Source organism: Halomonas organivorans (assembly GCF_014192055.1).
GTDB classification, from domain to species: domain Bacteria; phylum Pseudomonadota; class Gammaproteobacteria; order Pseudomonadales; family Halomonadaceae; genus Halomonas; species Halomonas organivorans.
Map to the genome: position 1 here is coordinate 33,316 of NZ_JACHXM010000001.1, position 25,425 is coordinate 58,740.

The following is a 25,425-nucleotide window of genomic DNA, read 5'->3' on the forward strand; positions in this document are numbered from 1 at the left end:
CATGTCACGCGGCTGCATGTTCCGCGTGAAGGCTTGAATGCCGCGGGGCGGGCGAGTGCCCGCCCCGGCCCTCATTTCTCGGCCTGCAGACCGCTCTGGTTGGTCGCCTCGGCATCCGCCTCGGCAATCTCCTCGCGTTCACGGGCCTCGTCCGCCAGCGTCTTGCGTGGCAGCACCAGATTGAGCACGAAGGCGGTGATCGCGGCGACCACGATAGGCGCCCCGCCGATCACGTTCTGCAGGGTCTCCGGGAACTGGGCGATGGCCGAAGGCACCGCCGAGATCCCCAGGCTAAGCGCCAGGGCCAGCCCGACGATGGTCATGTTGCGGGCCGACATTTCATCCTTGGTCAGCAGTTGGATGCCGGTCATGGTGATCATCCCGAACACCGTGATGGTGGCGCCGCCGAGTACCGGATAAGGGATGGTGGTCATGATGGCCCCGAACTTGGGGCTGAGACCGGCCAGCAGCATGAAGATCCCGGCAATGGCCAGGACATAGCGGCTGATCACCTTGGTCATCGCCACGATGCCCACGTTCTGGCTGAAGGTGGAGGTGGGCAGGGCGCCAAAGAAGGCACTCACCGCCGTGGTCAGCCCGTTACCGAGCAGGCCACCGGTCAGTTCCCTGGTCTTCAGCTCGCGGTTCATGCCGGCCACACTGGTCGCCGAGAGGTCACCGATGGTCTGCACGGAATTGATCACGCAGATCACCACCAGCGAGACGATGGCGGCCGAATGGAACTCCATCTCGAAGGGCATCACCCGAGGCACGGCGATCCACTCGGCGCTGGCCACGGAGCTGAAGTCGACCATGCCAAGCGGCAGCGCGATCAGGTAGCCGACCAGGATGCCGACGATGATCGCCGAGAGCTTGACCACGCCCTTGCCGAACTGCGAGGCCAGCAGCACGGTGACCAGGGTCACCAGGCCCACGCCCCAGTTCTGCAGCTCGCCGAAGTGGGGAGCATTCACGTTGCCGCTGCCGGCGATGTAGCGGATGGCGATGTCATACAGCGACAGGCCGATGACCAGCACCACCGTGCCTGCCACCACCGGCGGAAAGAGATGGCGAATGTACTGGATGAAGTAGCCCACCACCATCATCGTGATGCCGCCGATCAGCTGGGCGCCGAGGATGCCCTCGATGCCGAACTGGCCGCCCACGGCGATCAGCGTCGGGACATAGGCAAAGCCCACGCCGAAGATCGCCGGCAGCCGGGCACCGAATTTCCAGACGCCGTAGAGATGGAACAGCGTGCAGATCCCCGAGGCCAGCACGGCGATCTGAATCAGCAGCAGCTTCTCCTGCGGCGTGGAGCCCACCACGCCGGCAATGATGATGGGCGGCGTGATCACGCCCGCGATCATCGCCAGCACGTGTTGGAGGGAGATCGGCAAGGCCTTCAGGAAGGGTGGCTTGCCATGGAAATCGAATATCGAGGTGTTGTTGACGTTGGTCTGCATGATTTCGGCCATTGGATGTGGTGTTGTTGTGGCGTCTTGCTCGCCCGGCATGCACGCACCGGGGAGCGGGGATCCCGTGGGTGTCCATCGCGGACAGCCGGCCTCGTCGGGTGGGTCCCGGCCGTCTCGTGAACGGCTGGCGGTTATGGTTGTGTCTCGAAGCCCATCCTTATTGGATACAATGAGACCGGAATCCTTGAAGCACAATAATGGAGCATCATGTATACAATCAAGACATCCATCCGATCCGTTTTCCCGGGATCTGAACTAGACTCAAGGCAGTGAGGCGACGCAAGGAGCGATCCATGTTCCGCGACCGCCGGGATGCTGCCCAGCAGCTGGCGCGACGACTCGAACACCTGAAGGGCACCCGTCCCTTGATCCTTGCCATCCCCCGCGGCGGGGTGCCCATGGCACGACTGATCGCCGACGAGCTGGAGGGCGATCTCGATGTGGTGCTGGTACGCAAGCTGGGGGCTCCGGGCAATCCGGAGTACGCCATCGGCGCGGTGGGCGAAGAGGATCGGGTACAGCTGGAACCGGCGGCACATCACTACGACGAAGATGACATCGCACGAGAAGTCGAAGCTCAGCAGGCGCGTCTCGCCGAGCGCCGGCGGCGATATACTCCGGTGCGTGCACCGATCGATCCGGCAGGCCGCATCGTGGTGATCGTGGACGACGGCAGCGCCACCGGTGCCACCATGGCCATGGCCCTGACCAGTCTGCGACCGCGACGTCCGGCGCTGCTGATCGCCGCGCTCGGCGCCGCGCCCCCGGAGACGATATCGCGTCTGAAGCCGCTCGCCGACGAGGTGGTCTGCCTGCTGACGACGGCAAACTTCAGCGCCGTCGGCCAGTTCTACGCCGACTTCGGCCAGGTCAGCGACGACGAGGTCGTACGCCTGCTGGGCACCGAGCACGGCTGAGCCGGCAGTCGACCTCCCACAAAAAAGGGCCACCGCCTCACGGCGATGACCCCAAAGGCCCGGCAATGGGCCCCTTGCCTGACGTGTCTCAGGAAGTGCCGGCCGCCTTCATTTGACCTTCGACCAGCTTCTGACTCTTCTGCACGTAATCCTGGCCCAGGCTCATCAAGGTCTCGGCATCCGACTTCATTCGCTCGCCGAGCGACTTCATCGTCTGCTGCTGGCCGTCCAGAGCCTTCTGGAAGTCCTCGACCCCTTTGACCGACAGCCAACTGCGCGCCTGTGCCAGCGTCGCCTCGGAAAGCGACTCGGCGACGCCGAACTGGGCAGCCACCAGCTTCTCGGCGGTCTCCAGGTTGAGGGCGCCGTAGGCCCGGAGCGGGGTAACGAACATGGATGCGAACTGCTCGCCGGTCTTGGCGGTCGCGGTCTTGGTCATGGCACACCTCCAGTGGAAACGCGCAGCGGACGAATCGTCCGTGCTGCATTGCAACATAGCAGCCGTTTTTGTGCACCGCAACATTGACGTTCGCCCCTCCCACTATTGAGGTCAGCCCCTTGGCTATCAGCCATTCGCTTGCAAAGTCGGCGAGCGAAATCCAGGACCGGGCTCACGCTCGAGCCAATAACCAACGCCATGCGCCGAGCGCAGACGATGCTCCACCCGAGCCTAGCGATAGGCACCCTCGATGTCGGTCACGCGCAGCGCCTCGCGCCCCAAGGATCCGTGGCAATCGAGCATCCGTTCGCGCCAGGCGTGGACCGGGTCGGCATTGGAGATCAGGTCGGCGCTGGAGACACAGCGCGCCCACATGAAGAAGCCGAATACCAGGTAGTCGGCTCCGGCCGGCGCCGCGCCGTCCAGGAAGTCGGCGTCTTCCAGATGGCCGCGCAACGGCGCCAGAGCCGCATCGAGCTGGGCGAGCCCCTTGGCCGGGGAGTGGAACTCCTCCAGGGAACGGCCGAAGCGCTTCTCTCGACTCTCGCGGAAGTAGGCACGGTCGTCGGGGTGAATGGCATTGAACAGGTCCATGATGATGGTACGCATCATGGCCGGCGCCAGGGCTCGCTCGGCATAGTGCTTGAAGAATCGGCCCCGGACTTCGGCCTGCCCATCGCCGAGCAGCGGCGCCTCGGGATAGGTGCGGTCCAGGTAGCGCAGGATGGCATAGCTGTCGGTCACGACCTCGTCGCCGTCGACGAGCACCGGCACCTTGTCGTGATCGGCGAAGGCCAGCGCGGCCTTGTCGGTAAAGCGCCAGGGCCGCGCCTCGACGTCGAGGCCCTTGTGGGCCAGCGCATAGCGCACTCGCCAGCAGTAGGGAGAAAAACGCAGCCGCTCGTCCAGGCCGCAGAGGTCATAGAGCACGCGTGTCATACCGACTCCTCGTCACCGATGGGAAAGCCCGATGGTGACAGGCTTGCCAGCGACCCGCCATGTCGGGAGCCACCCCGATTACCTTGTCCATTAGTCGAACCAATGCCTGCCTTCACTGGCCATCTGCTGATGTCGTTGCCGCGCAGCACCTTGAATTCACGACCAACTTTCCACAGTGACGGGCCAGTCCGGACTGGAAACTATTGGTAAAACCAATTTACCTAAAATGGTCATCACGACCGGGCGGCCCTATGGTGAGAGGAGTTTCGCCACGTATCACGGCGCCGGCCATCTCGCTTCGACGGGGCGTCACAGTGTCGCAGAGCGGCACGGCTCGATCCGCTGCAGGACGCGTGACGACGCCGTTGGCGAAGAGTCACAGCAGGAATCACGCCGCAGCGACATAAAAACGGAAATTTTTTCCATAGATTTATGAAAACCACTTCCATAGTATCGAACCAACGGATGCCTTCCCGTTCCGGAGCCGCCATGAACATCCACTACGACGCGCGTCTCGATGGCGACCTGCCTCGCCAGGACAAGGCCACGGTACTGGCCGACCTGAAGCGGTCCGTACCCGACATGACCCTGCTGCACCGCGAGGAGGACCTGCGCCCCTTCGAGTGCGACGGATTGTCGGCCTACCGCGCCCTGCCGATGCTGGTCGCCTTGCCGGACGACCTCGAGCAGGTCGCGACCCTGCTGATACGCTGCCATGCCCTCGGCGTCCCCGTGGTCACCCGCGGCGCCGGTACCGGCCTGTCCGGCGGCGCTCTACCCCTGGAACAAGGCGTTCTGCTGGTGATGTCGCGCTTCGACCGCATCCTCGAGGTGGATCCCGACGCCCGCACGGCACGGGTCCAGCCCGGGGTGCGCAACCTGGCCATCTCGGAGGCCGCCGCGCCCTACGGGCTCTACTACGCGCCGGATCCCTCCTCGCAGATCGCCTGCTCGATCGGCGGCAACGTGGCCGAGAATGCCGGTGGCGTGCACTGTCTGAAATACGGGCTGACGGTGCACAACGTGATGCGCGTCGAGCTGCTGACCCTGGAGGGTGAGCGCCTGGTACTCGGCAGCGAGGCGCTGGACGCCCCCGGATTCGACCTGCTGGCGTTGATCAACGGTTCGGAAGGCATGCTCGGGATCGTCACCGAGATCACCGTCAGGCTACTGCCCAAGCCCGAAACCGCCAAGGTGCTGATGGCAAGCTTCGACGACGTGGCGCAGGCCGGTCGCGCGGTGGGCGACATCATCGCCGCCGGCATCGTGCCCGGAGGCCTCGAGATGATGGACAACCTGGCAATCCGCGCCGCGGAGGACTTCATCCACGCCGGCTATCCGGTGGAAGCCGCGGCCATCCTGCTGTGCGAGCTGGACGGCGTCGAGGACGACGTGGACGCCGACTGCGAGGCCGCCCGCCGGGTGATGGAAGCCGCCGGCGCCATCGAGGTCCGCCAGGCCCGGGACGAGGCCGAGCGCGCCCTGTTCTGGGCCGGACGCAAGAATGCCTTTCCAGCGGTAGGCCGCATGTCACCCGACTATTACTGCATGGACGGCACCATTCCGCGGCGCGCCCTGCCCCAGGTGCTGGAGACCATCGCCGAGCTCTCCGAGACGTACGGCCTGCGCGTGGCCAACGTCTTCCACGCCGGCGACGGCAACATGCACCCGCTGATCCTCTTCGATGCCAACCGCGAAGGCGAGCTGGAGAGGGCCGAGGCGCTGGGCGGCCAGATCCTCGAGGCCTGCGTGGCCGCCGGCGGCTCGATCACCGGCGAGCACGGGGTGGGTCGCGAAAAGATCAACCAGATGTGCGTGCAGTTCCAGTCCGACGAGCTGACGACCTTTCACAGCGTGAAGGCCGCCTTCGACCCGAAGAGGCTGCTCAACCCGGGCAAGAACATCCCTACGCTTGCACGCTGTGCCGAGTTCGGCGCCTTGCACGTGCACCATGGCAAGCTGCCGCATCCCGATCTGCCACGTTTCTGAGGAGTGATCATGGATACGTCCACCCAGACGCTCCCGGACAGGGACGCCACCCAAGCGCTCGGCGAGCGCATTCGCCAGGCCGACGCCGAGGGCACGCCGCTGCGCATCGTCGGCGGCGACACCAAGGCCTTCTATGGTCGTAAAGTTCAGGGTCGGTCGATGGAGGTCGAGACGCTCTCGACCCGCGAGCATCGCGGCATCACCACCTACGACCCGGTGGAGCTGATCGTCTCGGCACGCGCCGGCACGCCGCTGGCCGAGCTGGAGGCGACGCTCGCCGAACAGGGCCAGATGCTGCCCTTCGAGCCGCCTCATTTCGGCGCGGAGGCCACGCTGGGCGGCATGGTCGCCGCCGGGCTCTCCGGGCCGCGGCGCCCCTGGGCCGGGGCAGTGCGCGACTTCGTGCTCGGCATCCGCATGATCGACCGCCACGGCCGGTCGCTGCGCTTCGGCGGCGAAGTGATGAAGAACGTCGCCGGCTACGACCTGTCGCGGCTGGTGGTCGGCGCCCAGGGCACCCTGGGACTCGTCGCCGAGGTCTCGCTCAAGGTGCTGCCGCGTCCCGCCGCCCGCCACGGCCTGCGCCTGCCGATGTCGCGGGAGGAGGCCAGGCAGCGCCTGGCCGAGTGGGGCCGGCGTCCGCTGCCGATCAGCGCCGCCGCCTGGCAGGACGGCGCCCTGAACCTGCGTCTCGAGGGCGGTGCCGGCTCGGTAGCCGCGACCCGGCGCGAGTTCGGTGGCGACGACCTGGAAGACGACTACTGGGACACGCTGCGCGAGCTGCGCCTGCCCTTCTTCGACACTGCGGATCCCCGGCCCCTGTGGCGGCTTTCACTGCCCCAGCGAGCGAGGCTGGACATCGAGGGGCTCGACGAGGACACCATGCTGCATGACTGGGCCGGCGCCCAGCGCTGGCTGAGAAGCGACCTCGACGCCGGGACGCTGCGCGACGGCGTGACCCGCGCCGGTGGCCATGCCACCTGCCTGACGCCCGGTGCCGCCGAGCCCTTCACGCCGCTGGCGCCGCCGCTGGCCAAGTATCACCAACGCCTCAAGGCCGAGCTGGATCCCCATGGGATCTTCAATCCAGGCCGACTCTACGGGGGGCTATGACATGCAGACGCACTTCACCGCCGAGGACCTCCAGCAACCGCACCTCCGCGAAGCCGACCGGGTGCTGCGCAGCTGCGTGCACTGCGGCTTCTGCAACGCCACCTGCCCCACCTACCGGCTGCTCGGCGACGAGCGCGACGGTCCTCGCGGACGCATCTACCTGATGAAGGCACTGCTCGAGGACCGCGACGAACGGGCCGACATCACCGCCGAGACCCGACTGCACCTGGATCGCTGCCTGAGCTGCCGCAACTGCGAAACCACCTGCCCTTCCGGGGTGGAGTACCACAAGCTGCTCGACATCGGCCGCGCCGAGCTGGAGCGTCGCCTGCCGCGGCCGGCCAGCGAACGGGCCTTCCGCTTCGCCCTGCGTCACGCCGTGGTGGAACCGGCCCGCTTCAAGGCCCTGCTCGCCGTCGGCCTGACCTTTCGCCCGCTGCTCACCGGCCGCCTCGCAACCAAGCTGCCGCCCGCACCGGTGAACGCCGGCACGCGTCCCGACGGCCATCGCCATGCCCGGCAAATGCTGATCCTCGAGGGCTGCGTGCAGCCCGGGCTCTCGCCCAACACCAACGCCGCCGCCGCGCGGGTGCTAGATCGCCTGGGCATCGGCCTGACACCGGCTCCGGAGGCCGGCTGCTGCGGCGCCGTGGACTTCCACCTGGACGCCCAGGAAGCCGGCCGGGACCGCGCCCGCGCCAATATCGACGCCTGGTGGCCGCACATTGAGGCCGGCGTGGAAGCCATCGTCCAGACCGCCAGCGGCTGCGGCGCCTTCGTCAAGGAGTACGGCGAGCTGCTCGCCGACGACCCCGCCTATGCCGAGCGAGCCGCCCGGATCAGCGCCCTGGCCCGTGACCTGGTGGAAGTGCTGCGCGACGAAGACCTCGAACCGCTCCACGCCAAGGCCGAGCGGCGCCTGGCCTTCCACTGCCCCTGCACGCTGCAGCACGCCCAGAAGCTGGGCGGCGCGGTGGAAGGCGTACTGACCCGACTCGGCTTCTCGCTGTCCGTGGTCCAGAACCCGCACCTGTGCTGCGGTTCGGCGGGTACCTACTCGATCACTCAGCCCGAACTCGCCGCCCGCCTTCGCGACGACAGGCTCGACGCCCTGGAAGCCGGCGAGCCGGAGGTGATTGCCACGGCGAACATCGGCTGCCAGACCCACCTCGGCGGCGCCGATCGTACCGAAGTGCGCCACTGGATCGAACTCGTCGACGAGGCGCTGTCATGACCGGCCATCCCTCGTGGGAGCGCAATTCATGGCGCGAATGGCGCCGCCAGGCGCCCGCCGGCACGTCGCCGACCGCCGCGTCGCGGCGGATCGCGCTGCGGAGCAGCGCTCCCACGCCACATGGCCAACATCGCCGAACAACCATTTCTCCCCCCGAGCCCAAAGCCCGGAGCCCAAAGCCCGAAGCCCGAAGCCCGAAGCCCGAAGCCCGAAGCCCGGGGATCCTCTGCTCTACCCCAAATCCAAACCAAGGAGCATGCCATGCAGACCAAAGCCATTCTCGGCCTCACCGAGGTCAACGCCATCCTCGACGCCGCTCAGCGTGAGGCCGAGGCCAATCAGTGGAACGTCACCATTTCCATCACCGACGACAGCGGCGAACTGCTGGGACTGCGACGCCTCGACGGCGCCTCGCCGATGACCGCCATGATCAGCGCCCAGAAGGCCCGCACCGCCGCCCTGAGCCACAAGGAGACTCAGGTCTTCGAGCGCATGATCAACGAGGGCCGCCACGCCTTCCTGTCCGCGCCCCTGCAGGGCCTGATGGAAGGCGGCGTGCCGGTGGTCGTCGACGGCCGGGTGATCGGTGCGGTGGGCGTCTCCGGCGTCAAGGCCGACCAGGATGCCCAGGTGGCCCGCGCCAGTATCGCCGCCGTACTCTAGCGCCCTGCCCCTACGCAGCGGAACACCAGCTCTCGTTCCGTCCAATGCCAAGACCCCGGCTGCCGCCGGGGTCTTGTCGGTTTGCGGTCAACACTTGCATTCATAAAAAATATTGCATAGGTTTTGTATAGCATTCGACGCAATGCACGGATGCCAGACACGCCCATCACCGGACGAGAGGTGCACCATGAAACGTATTGCGACTGCTGCCATTACCCTGAGCGCCCTGATGATGCTGACCGGCACCGCCCTGGCGGATCACCATGAAGGGGAAGAAATGGCGCCGAACAGCGGCGCAGACAGCGCCAACATGGTGGAAGAATCCACCGTGAAACACGACGAGGGCGCCATGAGCGACGAGCCCATCGTCGAGGAAGGCGGTACGGACACTGCCAACGCCCCGTCGGATGCAGATGCCTCCCACGCCGAGGGCAGTCTCGACGATGATATGGCTCCCAAGGAAGGCGTGGACTCCGCCAACGACCCCGAGGACTGAGTTCAAGACACTTGCCATTCCATGGCTCACGCCAGCCTTCGATTTGAACCGGGGACTGGCGTGAGCAAATCCGCTAGCTCGACAGCATCCAGTCGACGAATGCCCGCTTGGCGGCGCGACGCTCCTCCGGATGCACATCGATCACCCCATATCCGCTGGCCGTGCCCAGCGAGAGATTTTCCAGCCCCACCAGCATGCCGCGCTCGATCAGGTCATCCACCAGACCTCGCCAGCCAAGGGCCACGCCCTGACCGGCAATTGAAGCTTGTACAAGTAGTGGATAATTATTGAAGATCAGCTCGGAGGGCGCCGAATGCGCCCTGCCGCCCAGGCGTTCGAAGTAGCCGGGCCAGTCCAGCCAGCGCTGCCCCTGATCGGCGGTCAGCGTCAGCAGCGGCACCTCACCGAGCCTGTCCAGGTCATCGATCGGCCCGTGCTGTTCCAGAAATCCCGCACTGCACACTGGGAAGACTTCCTCGTCCAGCAGGCGCGGCGCCCCTTCCAGTCCCCGGCGGTCGCCGAACACGATGGCGATGTCGACCTCCTGCCCCTGCCAGTCGAAGACGCCCTGGTTGGTCATGATGCGCACATCGATATGCGGGTGAAGCCGACGAAACACCGGCAACCGAGGCAGCAGCCAGTAGGAGGCCAGCGAGAAGTCGGTGAGGATGTTGAGCCGCGGATTGCGATGACGCTGCTGCAGCCGATCGATGGTGCGCTCGATGGTCGCGAACCCCTCCTGCACGGCCTCGAACAGGGCCTGGCCCGGCTCGCTCAGGCGCACGCCGCGATGCACCCGATCGAACAGCTTGAGGTCAAGCGCCTCCTCGAGAGCGCGAACCTGCTGGCTGACCGCGGACTGGGTCGAACGCAGCTCCTGGGCGGCGGCGGTGAAGCTCAGGTGGCGAGCCGCCGCCTCGAACACCCTCAGGCCGTTGGGCGACACCCTTCTTTCCATCAAAGACATTAGCTGTACTAATCCCAATCATAAAAAAACAGCGAGTTTACAGGGCATGAGATTAGCATAGAGACTGGGAGCCACGTCACCACTCACTCCGACAACGCCAGGGAGTCTCCCGATGTCCCACCAGCAGCCGAATATCCTGTTTCTGATGGCGGACCAGATGGCCGCCCCCTCGCTGCCGTTCTATGGCCACCGGGTCGTCAAGACACCCCACCTCTCGCGCCTGGCCGAGGAAGGCGTAGTCTTCGACTCGGCCTACTGCAACAGCCCGCTGTGTGCGCCGTCGCGCTTCACCCTGATGGCCGGCCAGCTGCCCTCGCGGATCGGCGGCTTCGACAACGCCGCGGAACTCTCCGCGGACACGCCGACCTACGCCCACTATCTGCGCGACGCCGGCTACCTGACGGCGCTGTCCGGCAAGATGCACTTCTGCGGCCCGGACCAGCTGCACGGCTTCGAGGAGCGCCTGACCTCCGACATCTATCCGGCCGACTTCGGCTGGTTCGTCGACTGGGAGAACTTCGAGGAGCGCCCGAGCTACTACCACAACATGTCCTCGGTGACCCAGGCCGGGCCCTGCGTGCGCTCCAACCAGCTCGATTTCGACGATGAAGTCACCTTCCGCGCCCAACGATTCATCTACGACTATGCCCGCAGCGACCGGGATCGCCCCTTCTGCCTGACGGTCTCGCTGACCCACCCCCACGATCCCTACACCATTCCACAGGAGTACTGGGACCGCTACGATCACGACGAGATCGACATGCCGCGGGTGCCCTACTCCCGGGAACTGATGGATCCGCACTCCAAGCGCCTGCGCCAGGTCTACCAGTGCGAAGAGGACACCGTCGACGACGCGCAGATCCGCAACGCGCGCCGCGCCTACTATGGGGCGATCAGCTACGTCGACGACCAGCTCGGCAAGGTGCTCAAGGCCCTGGAGGAAAGCGGCCTGGCCGAGGACACCATCATCGTGTTCTCCGGCGACCACGGCGACATGCTGGGCGAGCGGGGCCTGTGGTACAAGATGAGCTGGTTCGAGGGATCCGCCCGGGTGCCGATGATCGTGCATGCGCCGGGCCGCTATGCCGCCGGCCGGGTCAAGCAGTCGGTCTCCACCATGGACCTGCTGCCGACCTTCGCCGAGTGGGGCAACCGCGGCCAGGCCCCGCAGTACGCGGTGCCCGTCGATGGACGCAGCCTGGTGCCTCACCTGACCGGCGAAGGTGGCCACGACGAGGTGATCGGCGAATACTGCGGCGAGGGTGCCATCGCCCCGCTGCTGATGATCCGCCGCGGCCGCTACAAGTTCGTCTACTCCACGCCGGACCCCGACCAGTTGTTCGACCTCGAAGCCGATCCGCTGGAGCTGACCAACCTGGCCGAGGACGCCGATCACCAGGAACTACGCCAGCGTTTCCGCGACGAGATCGCCCGTCGCTGGGATACCGAAAAACTGCACCAGCAGGTGCTCGACAGCCAGCGCCGCCGCAAGCTGGTATCCCGCGCCAACATGAAGGGCAAGGTCACCTCCTGGGATCACCAGCCGTTCTTCGATGCCAGCGTCCAGTACATGCGCAACACCATCGACCTGGACGATCTCGAGGCACGTGCGCGCTTCCCGAGAGCGGGCGGCGAGGGAGCCTGAACGCAGCGGCTCCCATCTTGCTGGCTGACCACGCGGGCCCAGGAGAGGCCCGCCCACACCCGGCAGCGACCGTGGAGAGCATCGCGGCGATGCCCACGGTCCTGCCACTATCCTTCAAGAGGCCATCCCCCGAGACACAACGACAAACGACAGCCGAGCGGATGACGCGATATTCCTCGGCCTGTTCTCGAACGCACCGGCCACGAGCCCTCTGGTGTCGCCCGCCTGGATCCCGCGCATCAGGGCCGGCCTGTCAGCGTTCCTTCGCTCCCCTGTTCATGACACAAGGAGAAGACGCCCATGAGCGTTCCAAGCGATCCGGCCCCCTCCGCGGTGGCCAGTGACATGCAGACCGACTACACCGTCGGCCAGGACAATATCGAGGGGCGACTGGGCCCCTTCGCCTTCGATATCCACAACCGGGTGTTCGTCGTCTCGGCGCTCGCCTCGGTGATCTTCATCGTGCTCACCCTGCTGTTCCCGGACCAGGCCAGCAGCGTCTTCCAATCCATCGTCGCCTTCTCGACGGGGACGCTGGACTGGTACTTCATGATCGTGGTGGATTTCTTCATCCTGTTCTGCGTGGCGCTGGTCTTCCTGCCCTACGGGAAAGTCCGGCTGGGCGGACCGGATGCCCGGCCCGAGCACGGCTACCTGTCGTGGTTCGCGATGCTGTTCGCCGCCGGGATCGGCATCGGCCTGCTGTTCTTCGGCGTGCTGGAGCCGGTCTACCACGCCAACGTTTCCCTGCCCCTGGGCATCACCTCGCCCTTCGGGGCCAATGGAGAGCTGAATCCGGATGCCATCGCCGAGGCCAGCGCCATGGGCATCGCCGGCACCTATCTGCACTGGGGCATCCACGGATGGGCCGTCTATGTGGTCATGGCACTGGCCCTGTCCATCTTCACCTACAACAAGGGCCTGCCCTTCTCCATTCGCTCGGCCTTCTTCCCGATCCTCGGCGACCGCGTCTGGGGCTGGTGGGGCCATGCGATCGATATCCTGGCGGTGTTCTCCACCCTGTTCGGCCTGGCCACGTCGCTCGGCCTCGGGGCACAGCAGGCCAACGCGGGCATGAACTTCGTGTTCGGCCTGGATATCAGCACCACCTTTCAAGTCATCGTCATCGTGATGGTGACCGCGGTGGCCATGGTCTCGGTCTGGCGCGGGCTCGAGGGCGGCGTGAAGAAGCTCTCCGAGATCAACATGATCATGGCCGTGCTGTTCTTCTTCTTCGTGCTGTTCGCCGGCCCGACCCTGGTGGCCCTGAGCGGCTTCTGGACCGGCCTGGAAACCTACGTGAAGGACTTCCTGCCGCTATCGGCGCCCTTCGGCCGTGACGACGATGCCTATCGCCAGGCCTGGACCATCTTCTACTGGGCCTGGTGGGTCAGCTGGGCGCCGTTCGTCGGCATGTTCATCGCCCGGGTCTCGCGGGGACGCACGGTGCGGGAGTTCGTGATCTGCGTGCTGCTGATTCCCAGCCTGTTCATCTTCATCTGGATGGGCGTGTTCGGCGGCACTGCCCTCGACCAGCTCTATGCCGATCCCGCCGGCAGCCTGGTCAAGGACTACGTGATCGACAACTACAGCCCCGAGCTGTCGCTGTTCGGCATGCTCAACGAGCTGCCATTCTCGGGCCTGATGTCGACCCTCGGCATCATCCTGGCGCTGATTTTCTTCGTCACCTCCTCGGACTCCGGCTCGCTGGTGATCGATACCATCACCGCCGGCGGCAAGGTGGATGCCCCGCGCCCCCAGCGCATGTTCTGGGCCGCCGTGGAAGGCTTGATCGCCATCGTACTGCTGCTCGGCGGCGGGCTGTCGGCGCTCCAGGCCGGGGTGACGGCAACGGCGATCCCGTTCTCGATCGTCATGCTCTTGATGTGCTACACCATCATCAAGGCGCTGAACGGCGAACTGCGCCAGCTGCGTCGCCAGGTCGCCTGACGCCCTTGACCGGGCGGCGTCCCCCGGACATTGCCGGTCGGCAATGTCCGGGGGACGCCCGGATGTCGCACCGAGCATCGCGCCGCCCCGCGGGGCACGCTAGTCTGGGGCCTGGAGGGCCATGACGCCCCGGGGCAGCAGGCAGAAGGCTCGGCGCGAGCCAGAGGAGACGACACCATGGCAGGCGGCTGGTCGAAGGACGGCGATGTGCAGCAGCAGATCGACGACAGCGTACGCGACGAACTCGAGCGCGCCAGACGCTCGCTACCTCGCGGCGAGAGCGCCCACCACTGCCACGAGTGCGACGAGCCGATTCCCGAGGCACGTCGCCGGGCCGTTCCCGGCGTACGGCTGTGCCTGGCCTGCCAGGCCGAACGCGACCGGCGCCAGGGTCCGGCAGGCGGCGTCAATCGGCGTGGCAGCAAGGACAGCCAGCTGCGCTGAGGCCGGCCGTGGCCGCACCGTTCGGCCCAGGTAGCGGCCGATGCCATTAGCGCTCTCATCGATTCCCCCCTATCATCGACACACCATTTTCGGGCCCCGGGGACGGGGCCCATTTCGTCATGCCAGGGACGTCATGCCATTACTTCATTTTCTGCCGCCTCTCGGCGCCGTGCTGATCTGGTCGGGCAACATGACCATCAACCAGCTCACCGTAGGCGCCATCGCCCCGAGCAGCATCGCCTTCCTGCGCTGGCTGCTGGCGCTCGCCGTGCTCACCCCTTTCGTCGCGCCCGCCGCCTGGCGGCATCGCGCCGAACTGCGCCGCCACTGGCCGAAGCTGGCGGTGCTCGGCCTGCTGGGCATGGGGCTCTGGCAGGGGCTCGCCTACGTGGCCGCCGAGACCACCTCGGCCACCAACATGGGCATCCTGGCCGCCATGGTGCCGCTGCTGACCGTGCTGCTCAGCGCGCTCATCCTGCGCGAGCCGCCCAGCCTGGGCGGCGTCATCGGCGGCCTGCTGGCACTCGCCGGCGTGTCGATCCTGCTGGGCCACGGCAACCCGCTGTCGCTGCTCGACCTGGAGGTGGCCGTAGGCGACGCCTTGATGGTGGTGGCCGCTACCTGCTATGCCCTCTATGGCGTGATGCTCAAGCGCTGGCCCCTGGCGCTGCCGCCCTGGGTACTGCTCTACGGACAGGTGATCTGTGCCGTGCTGATCCTGCTGCCGCCCTACCTGCTGGGGCCGATGACCCCGGTGAACGCCGGCAACCTGGGCCTGATCCTCTACGCCGGTATCCCCGCGTCCATCGTCACCACCTTCCTGTGGATGCTGGCCATCCGCCGCATCGGCGCCAGCCAGGCCAGCATCTTCATCAACCTGATGCCGCTGTTCAGCGCCGTGATCGCCATGTTCGCGCTTGGCGAACGTCTCGCCGCCTACCATGTCGTCGGCGGTATCCTGGTGCTGGCCGGCGTGATCATGGCCCAGACGCTGACCCGGCCGCTGACCCGCACGCCTCGCCGAGGCGTCGCCGACCGCGCTCGCTGACGCGTCCCGCTGCGGGCCTTCCCCGATGGGGCCGACACCCTGATAGACTGCGATTTTCGTTACCCGACCGGAGAGCCCGCGGCCATGTCCCTCGATGACCTGCACCTCAACCTGCGCAACCTGACGCAGGACGACTACCCGCAGCTCAAGGCGCTGATGGACGCCGTCTACCACGACATCGGCGGCGCCTGGCCAGAGCACACCATCGACAAGCTGATCCAGGAATTCCCGGACGGCCAGATCGTCATCGAGGACGACGGCCGCCTGGTCGGCGTGGCGCTGACCGTGCAGGTCGACTACGACGAGTTCTCCAACCCCCACCAGTACGACGACCTGATCGGCCAGCGCGAGATCATCCTCAACGACGCCGACGGCGATGCCATGTACGGCCTCGACGTGCTGATCCACCCGGATTACCGCGGCTACCGCCTGGGCCGGCGGCTCTACGAAGCCCGCAAGGAGCTGTGCCGCTCGCTGAACATGCGCGCCATCCTGGCCGGCGGGCGCATCCCCCAGTATCACCATTACGCCGACGAGCTCTCCCCGGCGGAGTACATCGACAAGGTGGCGCGCAAGGAGGTCCACGACCCGATCCTGTCGTTCCAGCTGGCCAACGACTTCCAGGTCAAGCGGCTGCTGCGCAAGTACCTGCCCGAGGACGAGAAGTCCCAGGGTTACGCGACACTGCTGGAGTGGAACAACATCCTCTTCGAGCCCGCCGAACGGGTGCTGGAGACTCGCCGCACCCAGGTGCGGGTCGGCGCCGTGCAGTGGCAGATGCGCGAGTTCGCATCGGTGGAGGCGGTACTGCAGCAGGTCGAGTACTTCGTCGACGCCCTGGCCGATTACCAGAGCGACTTCGCGGTCTTCCCGGAGCTGTTCAACGCCCCGCTGATGGGCCTGCAGGATCGCGCTGCCCAGCAGGACCAGTTGGCGGCCATCCGCTTCCTGGCCGGCTTCACCGAGCGCTTCAAGACCGAACTGTCGCGCATGGCGGTGGCCTACAACATCAACATCGTGGCCGGCTCGATGATCGAGGTCGGCGCGGAAGACCGGCTCTACAACGTCGCCTACCTGTGCCACCGCGACGGCTCCATCGAGCGCCAGGCCAAGCTGCACATCACCCCGCAGGAGCGTCGCGACTGGGTGATCGAGGGCGGCGACGAGCTGCAGGTATTCGAGACCGACGCCGGCCGCATCGGCATCCAGATCTGCTATGACGTGGAATTCCCCGAGCTGTCGCGACTGCTCGCCGAGCAGGACATGGACATCCTGTTCGTGCCGTTCTGGACCGACACCAAGAACGGCTACCTGCGGGTGCGCCACTGCGCCCAGGCCCGCGCCATCGAAAACGAATGCTACGTGGTGCTGTGCGGCAGCGTCGGCAACGTGCCGTCGATCGAGAACCTCGACATCCAGTACGCCCAGTCCTCGGTATTCTCGCCCTCGGACTTCTCATTCCCCCACGACGCCGTGCTGGCCGAGACCACGCCCAACACCGAGATGATCATGTTCTCGGACCTCGACCTGAATCGCCTCAAGGTGGTGCGCAACGAAGGCTCGGTGACCAACCTCAAGGATCGCCGCCAGGACCTGTTCGACCTGCGCCTGCGCGACTGGTCGTGGAAGTCCGGGGGGCGGGACGTGGAGGAGAGCTGAGGCCGTGCTGGAACGGCTGAAGCGCTGGCGGGCGGCACGCTTCGAGGCGCGCCACCCCTTCCCCGCAGCGGAGTGGGCCGAGGCCCGGGCGCGACTGCCGCTGCTCGCCGCCTTGCCCGAGGACGCCGCCGAGCGCCTGGGCCATCGCGCCTGGCGCTTCGCGCATGCCAAGCGGCTGAGCCGCCATCCCGAGCTCGACGCGGCGATCGACTTCGACGTCCCGGCACGGCTGGCCATCGCCGCCCAGGGCTGCCTGCTGACCCTGGGCTGGGATGACCACACCCACCACGAGGCCTTTGCCGGGCTCCATGAGATCCTGATCGTCCCCGACGCCTTTCATCGTCGGGTCGAGGAACTCGACGAGTTCGGGGTGATGCACGAGTATGACGACGAGCGCGCCGGCGAGACCTCCCACCAGGGCCCCGTGGTGGTGGCCTACCCCGACCTGATGGCCAGCGGCCATCTCGACGGCTTCAACGTGGTCATCCACGAGCTGGCCCACAAGCTCGACATGGCCAACTCCCTCGACGCCGACGGCTTCCCGCCGCTGCCCGGCGACATGGACCCGCGCGACTGGCATCGGGTATTCACCGCCGTGTGGGACGACCTCCAGGCGCATCTCGCCCGTGGCGAGGCCACGCCCATCGACGACTATGCCGCCAGCCAGCCCGGCGAGTGCTTCGCGGTGAGCTGCGAGTATTTCTTCACTGCCCCCGAGGCGCTGCACGACGCCTACCCGGCGCTCTACACGCTGCTCACCCGCTACTTCCGCCAGGACCCGCTGGCCTGGCGCGCCGGGTCCGCCACCTGAGCCGATGGCTCGCTGGCCGGCGAGCGCGCCGGCCAGCACAGCGCGGCCTCGAGACCGTGGGGATGGCAGTTGCGTAGCGTCAGCCTGGCCTGCTGGCGCTCGGCCAGTTGCTGGACGATCGACAGCCCCAGGCCGCTGCCGGTGATGCGCTGGTCGGCGGCGCGGCGGAAACGCTCGGTGATGGTGCCGAGCGCTTCCTCGGCAATGCCCGGGCCGCTGTCGCGCACCGCCAGCACGGCCCCGCCGGCGGTCTCCGAGAGTTCGATCGTCACCTCGCCGTGCTCCGGGGTGTAGCGCAGGGCATTGTCCAGCAGGTTACGAATCAGGATGCCCGCCTCGACGGGATCGGCACGCACCCACAGCGCCTCGACGCCGCGCAGGGACATCTCCTGGTGCCGAGCCTGGGCCCATGGCCACAGCTCGGCGACCAGTTCGAGCACCAGCGGATAGAGATCGATGTCCCGGGCCTCGCGCGCCTCCCGGCGGTCCAGCCGGGCCAGTACCAGCAGCTGCTCGACCACCCGCTGCAGCCGCTCCACGCCGCGATAGGCCTTGTCCAGCGAGTCCCGTTCGCCCGCCCGGGCATTGTCGAGATGGATCTTGAGTCCCGCCAGCGGCGTGCGCAGCTCGTGGGCGGCATCGGCGGTGAAACGCCGCTCGCGTTCGAGCGTCTCGCGCAGCCGTGAAATGAAGTCGTTGATCGCCTGGCGCAGCCCCGAGAGCTCACGCGGCACATCGACAGCGAGGAAACTCAGGTCGCGATCGTCGCGGCCGGCGACCTCGCGCGACAGGGAACCGATCGGCGTCAGCCCACGCCGCACGATCCAGCCCATGGCCACGAGCAGCAGCGGCAGGGCCAGCAGCATCGGCACCAGGTTGCCGAGCGCGACCTTGCGCTCCAGCTCCTGCATGAACGCGATGCTCACCCCGGAGCGGATCCAGGTCCCGCTGGCCTCATCGAACATCGAGAACACTCGCCAGCGTTCTCCGTCGTACTCAACCCAGGTATAGCCGTCCTCGCGAGGCGCGGGGAAAGCGCCCGAGCCGTTCCACTCCGCCCCCATCAGCAGCGGGCTGCCGTCGCGATTCCAGAAGCCCAGCGACAGTTCGCGCTCCTCATGGTGATAGAGCGCCGCCCTGTCACCGATCTCGTCCATCGTCGGTACACCGTCCTGATAGAAGCGCGCCAGATGCCCCGGATGGCTGAGCCGCTCGGCGACCCGACGATAGGTGTCCTCGGTGGCTCCGGGCCCGATCAGGCTGGCCACCACCCGACCCTGCAGGCTGAGCTGGGCGTCGAGGATCTCCTCGGTCTCATGGGCGGTGATCAGATAGGCGGCCGTCACCACCAGCAGGGTCACCCCCGCCAGCACCAGCGCCAGGGTGCGGCTCAGATAGCGACGAATCGATCTCATGCGTCGCCGGCGTTCAATCGATAGCCGATGCCACGGATGGTGGTGATCAGCCCCTTGTGAAACTTCTTGCGCAGGTGATGGATATGCACCTCCACGGCGTTGGACGCCACCTCGTCCTCCCAGCCATACAACAGGCTTTCCAGGCGTGGCCGGGTCATCACCCGGTCGGCGTGGCGCGCCAGCTCCAGCAGCAGGGCATATTCGCGACGCGTCAGCGCCACTTCCTCGCCCTGCCAGATCACTCGATGACGGGCCTCATCGATGCGCAGGCTGCCCACGTCGAGATACTGCGAGGCCCGTCCCTCGGCGCGGCGCGTCACCACCCGCAGGCGGGCCAACAGCTCATGCAGGTCGAAGGGCTTGAGCACGTAGTCGTCCGCGCCGCCGTCGAGCCCGGCGATCCGCGATTCGATGTCGTCTCGGGCGGTCAGGATCAGCACCGGCAGGGCGCCATGTCCCCGCACCGACTCCAGTACCTTCATGCCATCCATGTCCGGCAGCCCCAGGTCGAGGACCATCACCGAGAAATCGTCGTAGCGGGCCGCCGCCACCGCCTCACGACCGTTCTCCAGCCAGTCGACGGCATAGCCCTCGCGCAGCAGGGCGGTTCTGATACCATCCCCCAGCAACGGATCGTCCTCCACCAGCAGCACGCGCATGCGCCTCTCCCTTTCGCGACTTGTGGGGGCATTGTCCGGACGGATTCTTAAGCCCGGCTTAACGCCGCTCTGGCAAGGCTAACGTGGCCCGGACGCTTCGGCCACTCCACAGACGGCGGGCGATTGACGCGGATCAAGCGACGCACGACATCATGGCGCCAGCCGTTTTCAGCGGCCCGGGAATGAAGCTAGCTTAAGCCTGCGTTAAGGTAACTCCACTAGGCTTCGGCCCCCGGCCACCAACAACAGTGAAGAGCGATCCACCGTGAGTGTTCCCCTTGTTTCCGTGATCATTCCCGCCCGGGACGAATCGGGCAATCTGCCCACCCTGCTCGACGAGATTGCCGCCGCCCTGTCGGCCATCGAGCACGAGGTACTGGTGGTGGACGACGCCTCACGAGACGATAGCTGGCGCCTGCTCGAGGCCCGCGCCGCCGAGGATGCTCGACTGCGTCCGCTTCGCCATGCCAAGAGCGCCGGGCAGAGCACCTCAGTATGGCAGGCCGCCCACCTGGCGCGCGGGGAGTGGCTGGCCACCCTGGACGGTGACGGCCAGAACGACCCCGCCGACCTGCCGCAGCTGATCGAGCGTGCCCGTCAGGGCGACGTAAGCCTCGTCGCCGGCCATCGCACCACCCGCCGCGACGACTGGCTCAAGCGCCTGTCATCGCGCGTGGCCAACCGGGTGCGCTCCGCCCTGCTCAAGGACAATACGCCTGACACCGGCTGCGGCCTCAAGGTCATCCACCGCCGGTCGTTCCTGCGCCTGCCCTACTTCGATCACATGCACCGCTTCCTGCCGGCGCTGATCCTCTCCCAGGGCGGGCGCTGCGTTTCGCTGCCGGTCAATCACCGCCCGCGAGGCGCCGGACGCTCCCACTATGGGCTGAACAACCGCCTGTGGGCAGGCCTGCTCGACATGCTGGGGGTGATGTGGCTGCGCTATCGCTCTCGCCTGCCCGCCGAAGTGGAGACCTGCGAGACCTCCCTCAAGGCCGAGGCGATCACGTCGACGCAGAGGAGCGAAGGATGAACACCGAGTGGTTCTGGCTGGCCGTGGGCTTCCTCGGCCAGGCGCTGTTCTCGGCGCGTTTCCTGGTCCAGTGGCTGGCCAGCGAACGCGCCCGTCGCAGCATCGTGCCCAAGGCCTTCTGGTTCTTCAGCCTGGCCGGCGGCGTCACCCTGCTGGCCTACGCGCTCTATCGGCGCGATCCGGTGTTCATCGCCGGCCAGGGCGCGGGGCTGCTCATCTACGGCCGCAACCTGATGCTGATCCGCCGCGAGACACGCCTGAGCCGGGCCCGCCAGTAGTCCTCGGTTCGCCCTGCGTATTCACCCTCGATTTCCTCCTGCGAGTTCGACCATGACGCGCCCCCGCTACCTTCGCCGTGTTCCGTCCCTGTCCTGGTGGTGGCTGCTGGGACTGGCGGCCATCTTCCTCGGCGTGGGCCTAGGCCTGCGCGACCCCTGGCCTGCCGACGAGCCACGCTTCGCCCTCAATGCCCTGGAAATGCTCAAGACCGGGCAGTTCTGGATCCCCCACCGCGGCGGGGAGCCCTATCCCGACAAGCCGCCGATCTTCATGTGGGCCATGGCCGCCGGCATCCAGCTGACCGGCTCGGTGCGCCTCGGCTTCCTGCTGCCGTCGCTGCTCGGCGCCCTGGGCACCCTGGCCATGGTCATGGACCTCTCGGCGCGCTTCTACGGTCGGCGCGTGGCCTGGCTGGCCGGCCTCGCCCTGCTCTCCTGCTTCCAGTTCGGGCTGCAGGCTCGCACCGCCCAGATCGACATGCTGGTCACCTGCTGGATCACCCTCGGCGCCTACGGCCTGATGCGTCACGCCCTGCTCGGCCCCGATCGCCGCTGGTGGCTGATCGGCTGCGCGGGCATGGGGCTCGGCGTGCTGACCAAGGGCGTGGGCTTCCTGCCGCTGCTGATGCTGCCGATCTGGGGGCTGCTGGCCTGGCGCGGTCAGGCGGTGCGCCCCACCTGGCGAGACCTCGGCCTGGGGCTCGCCGTGCTGCTCGGCGTGGTGCTGCTGTGGGTCGGGCCGATGGCCATCATTACCAGCCTCAGCGACAACCCGTTGCTGACGGCCTATCGCGACAACATCCTGTTCAAGCAGACCGGTGAGCGTTACGCCGACTCCTGGCACCATATCAAGCCCTGGTACTACTACCTCGCGGAAGTGATTCCCTGGGCCTGGCTGCCGCTGGTGCTGGCGCTGCCCTGGCTGGTGCCCGCCTGGTGGCGACGCGGCAAGCGCCTCGACGCCCGCGTCCTGCTGCCCCTTGGCGGCCTGGTGATGATCATCGCCTTCTTCTCGCTGTCGCCGGGCAAACGCGGCGTCTACCTGCTGCCGACCCTGCCGCTGCTGGTACTGGCCGCCGCCCCGATGCTGGCCGGCCTGCTGTGCCGACCGCGCCTGCAGTGGCTGGGCGGCGGCGTGCTGGCCCTGTTCGGCGTCGTCTTCCTCGCCGCCGGGGTACTCGGTGCAGTGGGGCTGCCGGCGCTTGCCGACCTCGCGGAGGAGCATGGCGTCGTCCCCTGGGCCTGGTGGAGCCTGCTGGGGCTCGCCGCCCTGGCGCTGCTGGCCTGGGGGCGTCCGCGCCGTGGCCTGGTAATGCTCTCGACCTGGCTGGCAGTGTTCTGGCTGAGCTGGTCGACCTGGGGCTATGCGCTGATGGATCACGCCCGTTCGCCCCGCGACCTGATGGCCGAGATCGTCGACCAGACCGGTTCGGATGCCTGGCTGGCGATGCCCGACTTCGACGAGGAGTTCCTGCTCCAGGCGCGCCAGCCGATGGTCCACTTCGGCTATCACACCCCGGACGACGAGCAGTTCCAGCGTGCCTTCGCCTGGCTGCAGGCTGCGCCCGACGACCGCTGGATGCTGGTGCCCCAGCACCGCGACGAGGCGATCGCCTGCGCCGATCTAGGCCGCGCCCGCGACCTGGGCATGCAGAACAGCGAGCGGTGGTGGCTGATTCCCGGCACCGCCTTCACCGCCTGCCGGGGCGATGCCGAGGCCGCGCCGCTCTATGTGGCACCGACCACCCTGGCCGCCGAGCCTCACGACTAGCGAGCACGCCGCGATGCGACTCGCCATGACGACGTTCGGCGGCGCGGCCCTGGCCACCCTGCTGGGGGCCGCCACCCTGCTGATCCGGGTCGGCAGCCTGCCGGTGATGCCCATCGACGAGACCCGCTACCTGTCGGTGGCCTGGGAGATGTGGCAGCACCACGCCGTGCTGGTGCCGTTGCTCAACGGAGCGCCCTATTCGCACAAGCCGCCGCTGCTGTTCTGGCTGCTCCGGCTGGGCTGGGCCCTGTTCGGCACCTCGGAGCTGGTCTCACGAATGGTGATTCCTGCCGTGGGACTCGGCGCCTTCTGGCTGCTGGCCGATATCGTGCGTCGGCTGGCCCCGGAGGCCCGGGCCACGACCCGCTGGGCGCCGCTGGTGCTGTTCGGCACCACCCTGTGGTGGCTCTACCTGCCGCTGAGCATGTTCGACATCCTGCTTGCCACCTGCCTGCTGCTGGCGGTCGATGGCCTGGTGCGCTATCTCGACGGTGGGCGACGGCGGGCGCTGCTTCTGGCCGGGCTGGGGCTGGGACTCGGCGTGCTGGCCAAGGGGCCGGCGGTATATCTCTATTGGCTACCGCTGGCGCTCGGCCTGCGTGACTGGCGGCCGTCGGGCTGCCCGACGATGGCGGCGGCCTACCGAGGCGTACTGGCGGCGAGCCTGCTGGGTGGCCTGATCGGCCTGGCCTGGGCACTACCGGCCGTCCTGCTCGGGGGAGCGGACTACGCCGAGGCCATCCTCTGGAACCAGTCCGCCGGACGCGTCGCCGATGCCTTCGATCACGCCCGCCCCTGGTACTGGTACCTGCCGGTGCTGTTCGTCGCGACCCTGCCCTGGTCGACGCTATGGCGCCGGCAGCATCCCTGGCTGTCCACGCCCCTGCAGCGCTTCGCCGCCTGGGGCGTGCTGCCGCCACTGGTGCTGCTGAGCCTGATCAGCGGCAAGCAGATCCACTACCTGATGCCGACACTGCCGTTCCTGGCCATCTGGCTCGCCGAGCGGCTGGTCACCCGAACACCCGGGCGCCCATGGGGCCTGATAACGCTGCTGGTCGGCGTCGCAGGGTTGATGCTGGCGCTGCCCGAACTCGCCGGCCGTTACCTGCCCGCCGAGTCGCTGTCCGGCTGGACGCGCCTCGGCGCCCTGCTGCCGCTGGGCCTGGCGGCCGGCTTGCTGTGGCGTCCTCATCGCTTGGGGATGGTCACGGCCTGGCCGGCGGCCCTGCTGGCCCTGCTGTTGCTGCTGTCGCCGACCCTGCAGCGCCACTACGACCTCACTCCCATGGCCGAACGTCTGGCCGCCCTGGAGCGTGTCGCCGTGCCGCTGGCCTATGCCGGCGACTATCAGGACCAGTTCCGCTTCCTGGGGCGCCTGACCACCGATCTGAGCGTATTCGAGGACGATCAGGCGCTGGCCGCCTGGGCCACCAGCCATCCCGAGGGCTACCTGATTGCCTCACGCCGTAGCACCTCGGCAGCCCTCGAGCGGCTGGCGGACTTCCACCAGCCCTACCGGGGACGCACCTACTTCCTGGTGCCTGCCAGTCGCTGGAGCGCCTTTACGGCGAACTAGGCATCCCCACATGACGTCCAGCAAAGCCCTCCAACTATGTCGTTCAACTATCTCGTCCAACGAGGTCGTCCAACGAAGTCGTCGCGGGAGTGAGGGCCAACCAATGCCCCGGCCCCTGACGGCAAGCGCCCTTTGGCCCGCGCCCCCACTGCCGTATGCTGTGGCCTGACGCTGAACAGGAACCCCACGTCCCATGTCCCGATCGCTCGGCTTGCTCGCCCTGACCCTCACCGTCCTCGTCGCCCTGGGCCTGCTGTGGCAGTGGCTGGCCATGCAGGACCTGCTCACCGTCGACAGCCTGATGACCCTGGCCCACGGCTCGGTGGCCTGGCGCGACGCGCCCTGGGCGGTGCTGGTGGTGATGGCGGTCTACGCCGGGGCCTCGCTGGTGATGTTCCCGCTGAGCCTGCTGGTGGCGCTGACCGGGCTGCTGTTCGGTCCCTGGTGGGGCTTCGGCTATGCGCTGGCCGGCACCCTGGCCGCCTCGGTGCTGACCTGGTGGGTAGGCCGTCAGCTGGGTCGCGACGCCCTGCTGCGCTATGGCGGCAAGCGGCTCAAGGGCCTGTCCCGCTACCTCTCTGGCCGCGGCATCCGCACCATGACGCTGGTCAACCTGCTGCCGCTGGCGCCCTTCACCCTGACCAACATGATGGCCGGGGCCTTTCACCTGCGCTTTCGCGACTACATGATCGGCTCGACGCTGGGCATCATCCCCGGCCTCGCCGGCGTGACCCTGCTCGGCAGCCAGCTCGGACAGCTGGCCGCCGCCGAGAGCCGTAAGGAGGTGATCGTCGCGCTGGGAGGCCTGGTGCTGGGCGCAGGGCTGCTCTACGGGCTGAAGCGCTGGGCCGAGCGCCGCCAGAGGCGCTGAGAACGACGCCCGTTTCGGGGGGCGGCTTGC

Annotated in this window: 23 protein-coding genes; 17 read left to right on the forward strand and 6 right to left on the reverse strand. The window is 67.3% G+C overall.

The genetic code is table 11. The features are described from left to right. Positions 1-71 precede the first annotated feature (71 nt). Positions 72-1,466, reverse strand: a complete 1,395-nt coding sequence (locus tag FHR96_RS00160; RefSeq protein WP_183385624.1) for a uracil-xanthine permease family protein — start codon at positions 1,464-1,466, stop codon at positions 72-74. A gap of 305 nt (positions 1,467-1,771) precedes the next feature. Between FHR96_RS00160 and FHR96_RS00165 the strand changes: the two genes are divergently transcribed. After that, complete coding sequence (locus FHR96_RS00165) at positions 1,772-2,395, forward strand: phosphoribosyltransferase (protein WP_183385625.1); 624 nt, start codon at positions 1,772-1,774, stop codon at positions 2,393-2,395. Between the two features lie 88 nt (positions 2,396-2,483). On the opposite strand, the gene FHR96_RS00170 is transcribed toward FHR96_RS00165, so the two are convergent. Beyond that, on the reverse strand, positions 2,484-2,834 hold the full coding sequence (locus FHR96_RS00170; protein WP_183385626.1) for a phasin family protein: 351 nt from the start codon (positions 2,832-2,834) through the stop codon (positions 2,484-2,486). A gap of 231 nt (positions 2,835-3,065) precedes the next feature. Beyond that, complete coding sequence (locus FHR96_RS00175; RefSeq protein WP_183385627.1) at positions 3,066-3,773, reverse strand: glutathione S-transferase family protein; 708 nt, start codon at positions 3,771-3,773, stop codon at positions 3,066-3,068. 489 nt (positions 3,774-4,262) lie between these two features. Here FHR96_RS00175 and glcD point away from each other — a divergent pair, with 489 nt between their 5' ends. The 5 genes from glcD to FHR96_RS00200 all read left to right on the forward strand — a co-directional run bounded on the left by glcD (position 4,263) and on the right by FHR96_RS00200 (position 9,268). Next, on the forward strand, positions 4,263-5,762 hold the full coding sequence (gene glcD / locus FHR96_RS00180; protein ID WP_183385628.1) for a glycolate oxidase subunit GlcD: 1,500 nt from the start codon (positions 4,263-4,265) through the stop codon (positions 5,760-5,762). A 9-nt stretch (positions 5,763-5,771) separates the two neighbouring features. Further along, positions 5,772-6,875, forward strand: a complete 1,104-nt coding sequence (gene glcE, locus FHR96_RS00185) for a glycolate oxidase subunit GlcE (protein ID WP_183385629.1) — start codon at positions 5,772-5,774, stop codon at positions 6,873-6,875. A gap of 1 nt (position 6,876) precedes the next feature. Beyond that, a complete protein-coding gene (gene glcF / locus FHR96_RS00190) occupies positions 6,877-8,109 on the forward strand; it encodes a glycolate oxidase subunit GlcF (RefSeq protein WP_183386069.1) in 1,233 nt (410 codons plus the stop codon). A gap of 261 nt (positions 8,110-8,370) precedes the next feature. Continuing rightward, positions 8,371-8,772 carry a GlcG/HbpS family heme-binding protein gene (locus tag FHR96_RS00195; protein ID WP_183385630.1) on the forward strand — a complete coding sequence of 134 codons (402 nt, stop codon included), beginning with the start codon at positions 8,371-8,373 and terminating at the stop codon, positions 8,770-8,772. 187 nt (positions 8,773-8,959) lie between these two features. Then, positions 8,960-9,268, forward strand: a complete 309-nt coding sequence (locus tag FHR96_RS00200; protein WP_183385631.1) for a hypothetical protein — start codon at positions 8,960-8,962, stop codon at positions 9,266-9,268. Positions 9,269-9,341: 73 nt separating this feature from the next. On the opposite strand, the gene FHR96_RS00205 is transcribed toward FHR96_RS00200, so the two are convergent. Further along, the gene (locus FHR96_RS00205; protein WP_343066300.1) at positions 9,342-10,214 is read right to left on the reverse strand and encodes a LysR substrate-binding domain-containing protein; all 873 of its coding nucleotides are present in this window, start codon (positions 10,212-10,214) and stop codon (positions 9,342-9,344) included. 133 nt (positions 10,215-10,347) lie between these two features. Between FHR96_RS00205 and betC the strand changes: the two genes are divergently transcribed. The 6 genes from betC to FHR96_RS00235 all read left to right on the forward strand — a co-directional run bounded on the left by betC (position 10,348) and on the right by FHR96_RS00235 (position 17,792). Next, positions 10,348-11,880, forward strand: coding sequence for a choline-sulfatase (gene betC, locus FHR96_RS00210; RefSeq protein ID WP_183385633.1), 1,533 nt, complete (start codon positions 10,348-10,350; stop codon positions 11,878-11,880). A 300-nt stretch (positions 11,881-12,180) separates the two neighbouring features. Continuing rightward, positions 12,181-13,830 carry a BCCT family transporter gene (locus FHR96_RS00215; protein WP_183385634.1) on the forward strand — a complete coding sequence of 550 codons (1,650 nt, stop codon included), beginning with the start codon at positions 12,181-12,183 and terminating at the stop codon, positions 13,828-13,830. 177 nt (positions 13,831-14,007) lie between these two features. Further along, entirely contained in the window at positions 14,008-14,274 is a 267-nt protein-coding gene (locus tag FHR96_RS00220) for a DksA/TraR family C4-type zinc finger protein (RefSeq protein ID WP_183385635.1), read from the forward strand. Between the two features lie 133 nt (positions 14,275-14,407). Further along, positions 14,408-15,322 (forward strand): DMT family transporter, encoded by a 915-nt coding sequence (locus tag FHR96_RS00225; RefSeq protein WP_183385636.1) that lies wholly within the window; start codon positions 14,408-14,410, stop codon positions 15,320-15,322. Between the two features lie 84 nt (positions 15,323-15,406). After that, positions 15,407-16,981 (forward strand): bifunctional GNAT family N-acetyltransferase/carbon-nitrogen hydrolase family protein, encoded by a 1,575-nt coding sequence (locus tag FHR96_RS00230; RefSeq protein ID WP_183385637.1) that lies wholly within the window; start codon positions 15,407-15,409, stop codon positions 16,979-16,981. Positions 16,982-16,985: 4 nt separating this feature from the next. Then, complete coding sequence (locus FHR96_RS00235) at positions 16,986-17,792, forward strand: zinc-dependent peptidase (RefSeq protein WP_183385638.1); 807 nt, start codon at positions 16,986-16,988, stop codon at positions 17,790-17,792. Here the strand turns inward: FHR96_RS00235 and FHR96_RS00240 are convergent. Further along, positions 17,744-19,207, reverse strand: a complete 1,464-nt coding sequence (locus FHR96_RS00240) for an ATP-binding protein (RefSeq protein ID WP_183385639.1) — start codon at positions 19,205-19,207, stop codon at positions 17,744-17,746. The genes FHR96_RS00235 and FHR96_RS00240 overlap by 49 nt on opposite strands. After that, positions 19,204-19,866, reverse strand: coding sequence for a response regulator (locus FHR96_RS00245; protein ID WP_183385640.1), 663 nt, complete (start codon positions 19,864-19,866; stop codon positions 19,204-19,206). Before FHR96_RS00245 ends, FHR96_RS00240 begins: the two co-directional genes overlap by 4 nt. A gap of 265 nt (positions 19,867-20,131) precedes the next feature. Between FHR96_RS00245 and FHR96_RS00250 the strand changes: the two genes are divergently transcribed. The 5 genes from FHR96_RS00250 to FHR96_RS00270 all read left to right on the forward strand — a co-directional run bounded on the left by FHR96_RS00250 (position 20,132) and on the right by FHR96_RS00270 (position 25,395). After that, positions 20,132-20,899, forward strand: coding sequence for a glycosyltransferase (locus tag FHR96_RS00250; protein ID WP_183385641.1), 768 nt, complete (start codon positions 20,132-20,134; stop codon positions 20,897-20,899). After that, positions 20,896-21,177 carry a lipid-A-disaccharide synthase N-terminal domain-containing protein gene (locus FHR96_RS00255; protein ID WP_183385642.1) on the forward strand — a complete coding sequence of 94 codons (282 nt, stop codon included), beginning with the start codon at positions 20,896-20,898 and terminating at the stop codon, positions 21,175-21,177. The genes FHR96_RS00250 and FHR96_RS00255 overlap by 4 nt, the downstream gene beginning before the upstream one ends. 52 nt (positions 21,178-21,229) lie before the next feature. Beyond that, positions 21,230-22,948 (forward strand): ArnT family glycosyltransferase, encoded by a 1,719-nt coding sequence (locus tag FHR96_RS00260; RefSeq protein ID WP_183385643.1) that lies wholly within the window; start codon positions 21,230-21,232, stop codon positions 22,946-22,948. Between the two features lie 25 nt (positions 22,949-22,973). After that, a complete protein-coding gene (locus tag FHR96_RS00265; protein ID WP_183385644.1) occupies positions 22,974-24,524 on the forward strand; it encodes an ArnT family glycosyltransferase in 1,551 nt (516 codons plus the stop codon). A gap of 193 nt (positions 24,525-24,717) precedes the next feature. Beyond that, positions 24,718-25,395 (forward strand): TVP38/TMEM64 family protein, encoded by a 678-nt coding sequence (locus FHR96_RS00270; RefSeq protein ID WP_183385645.1) that lies wholly within the window; start codon positions 24,718-24,720, stop codon positions 25,393-25,395. Positions 25,396-25,425 lie beyond the last annotated feature (30 nt).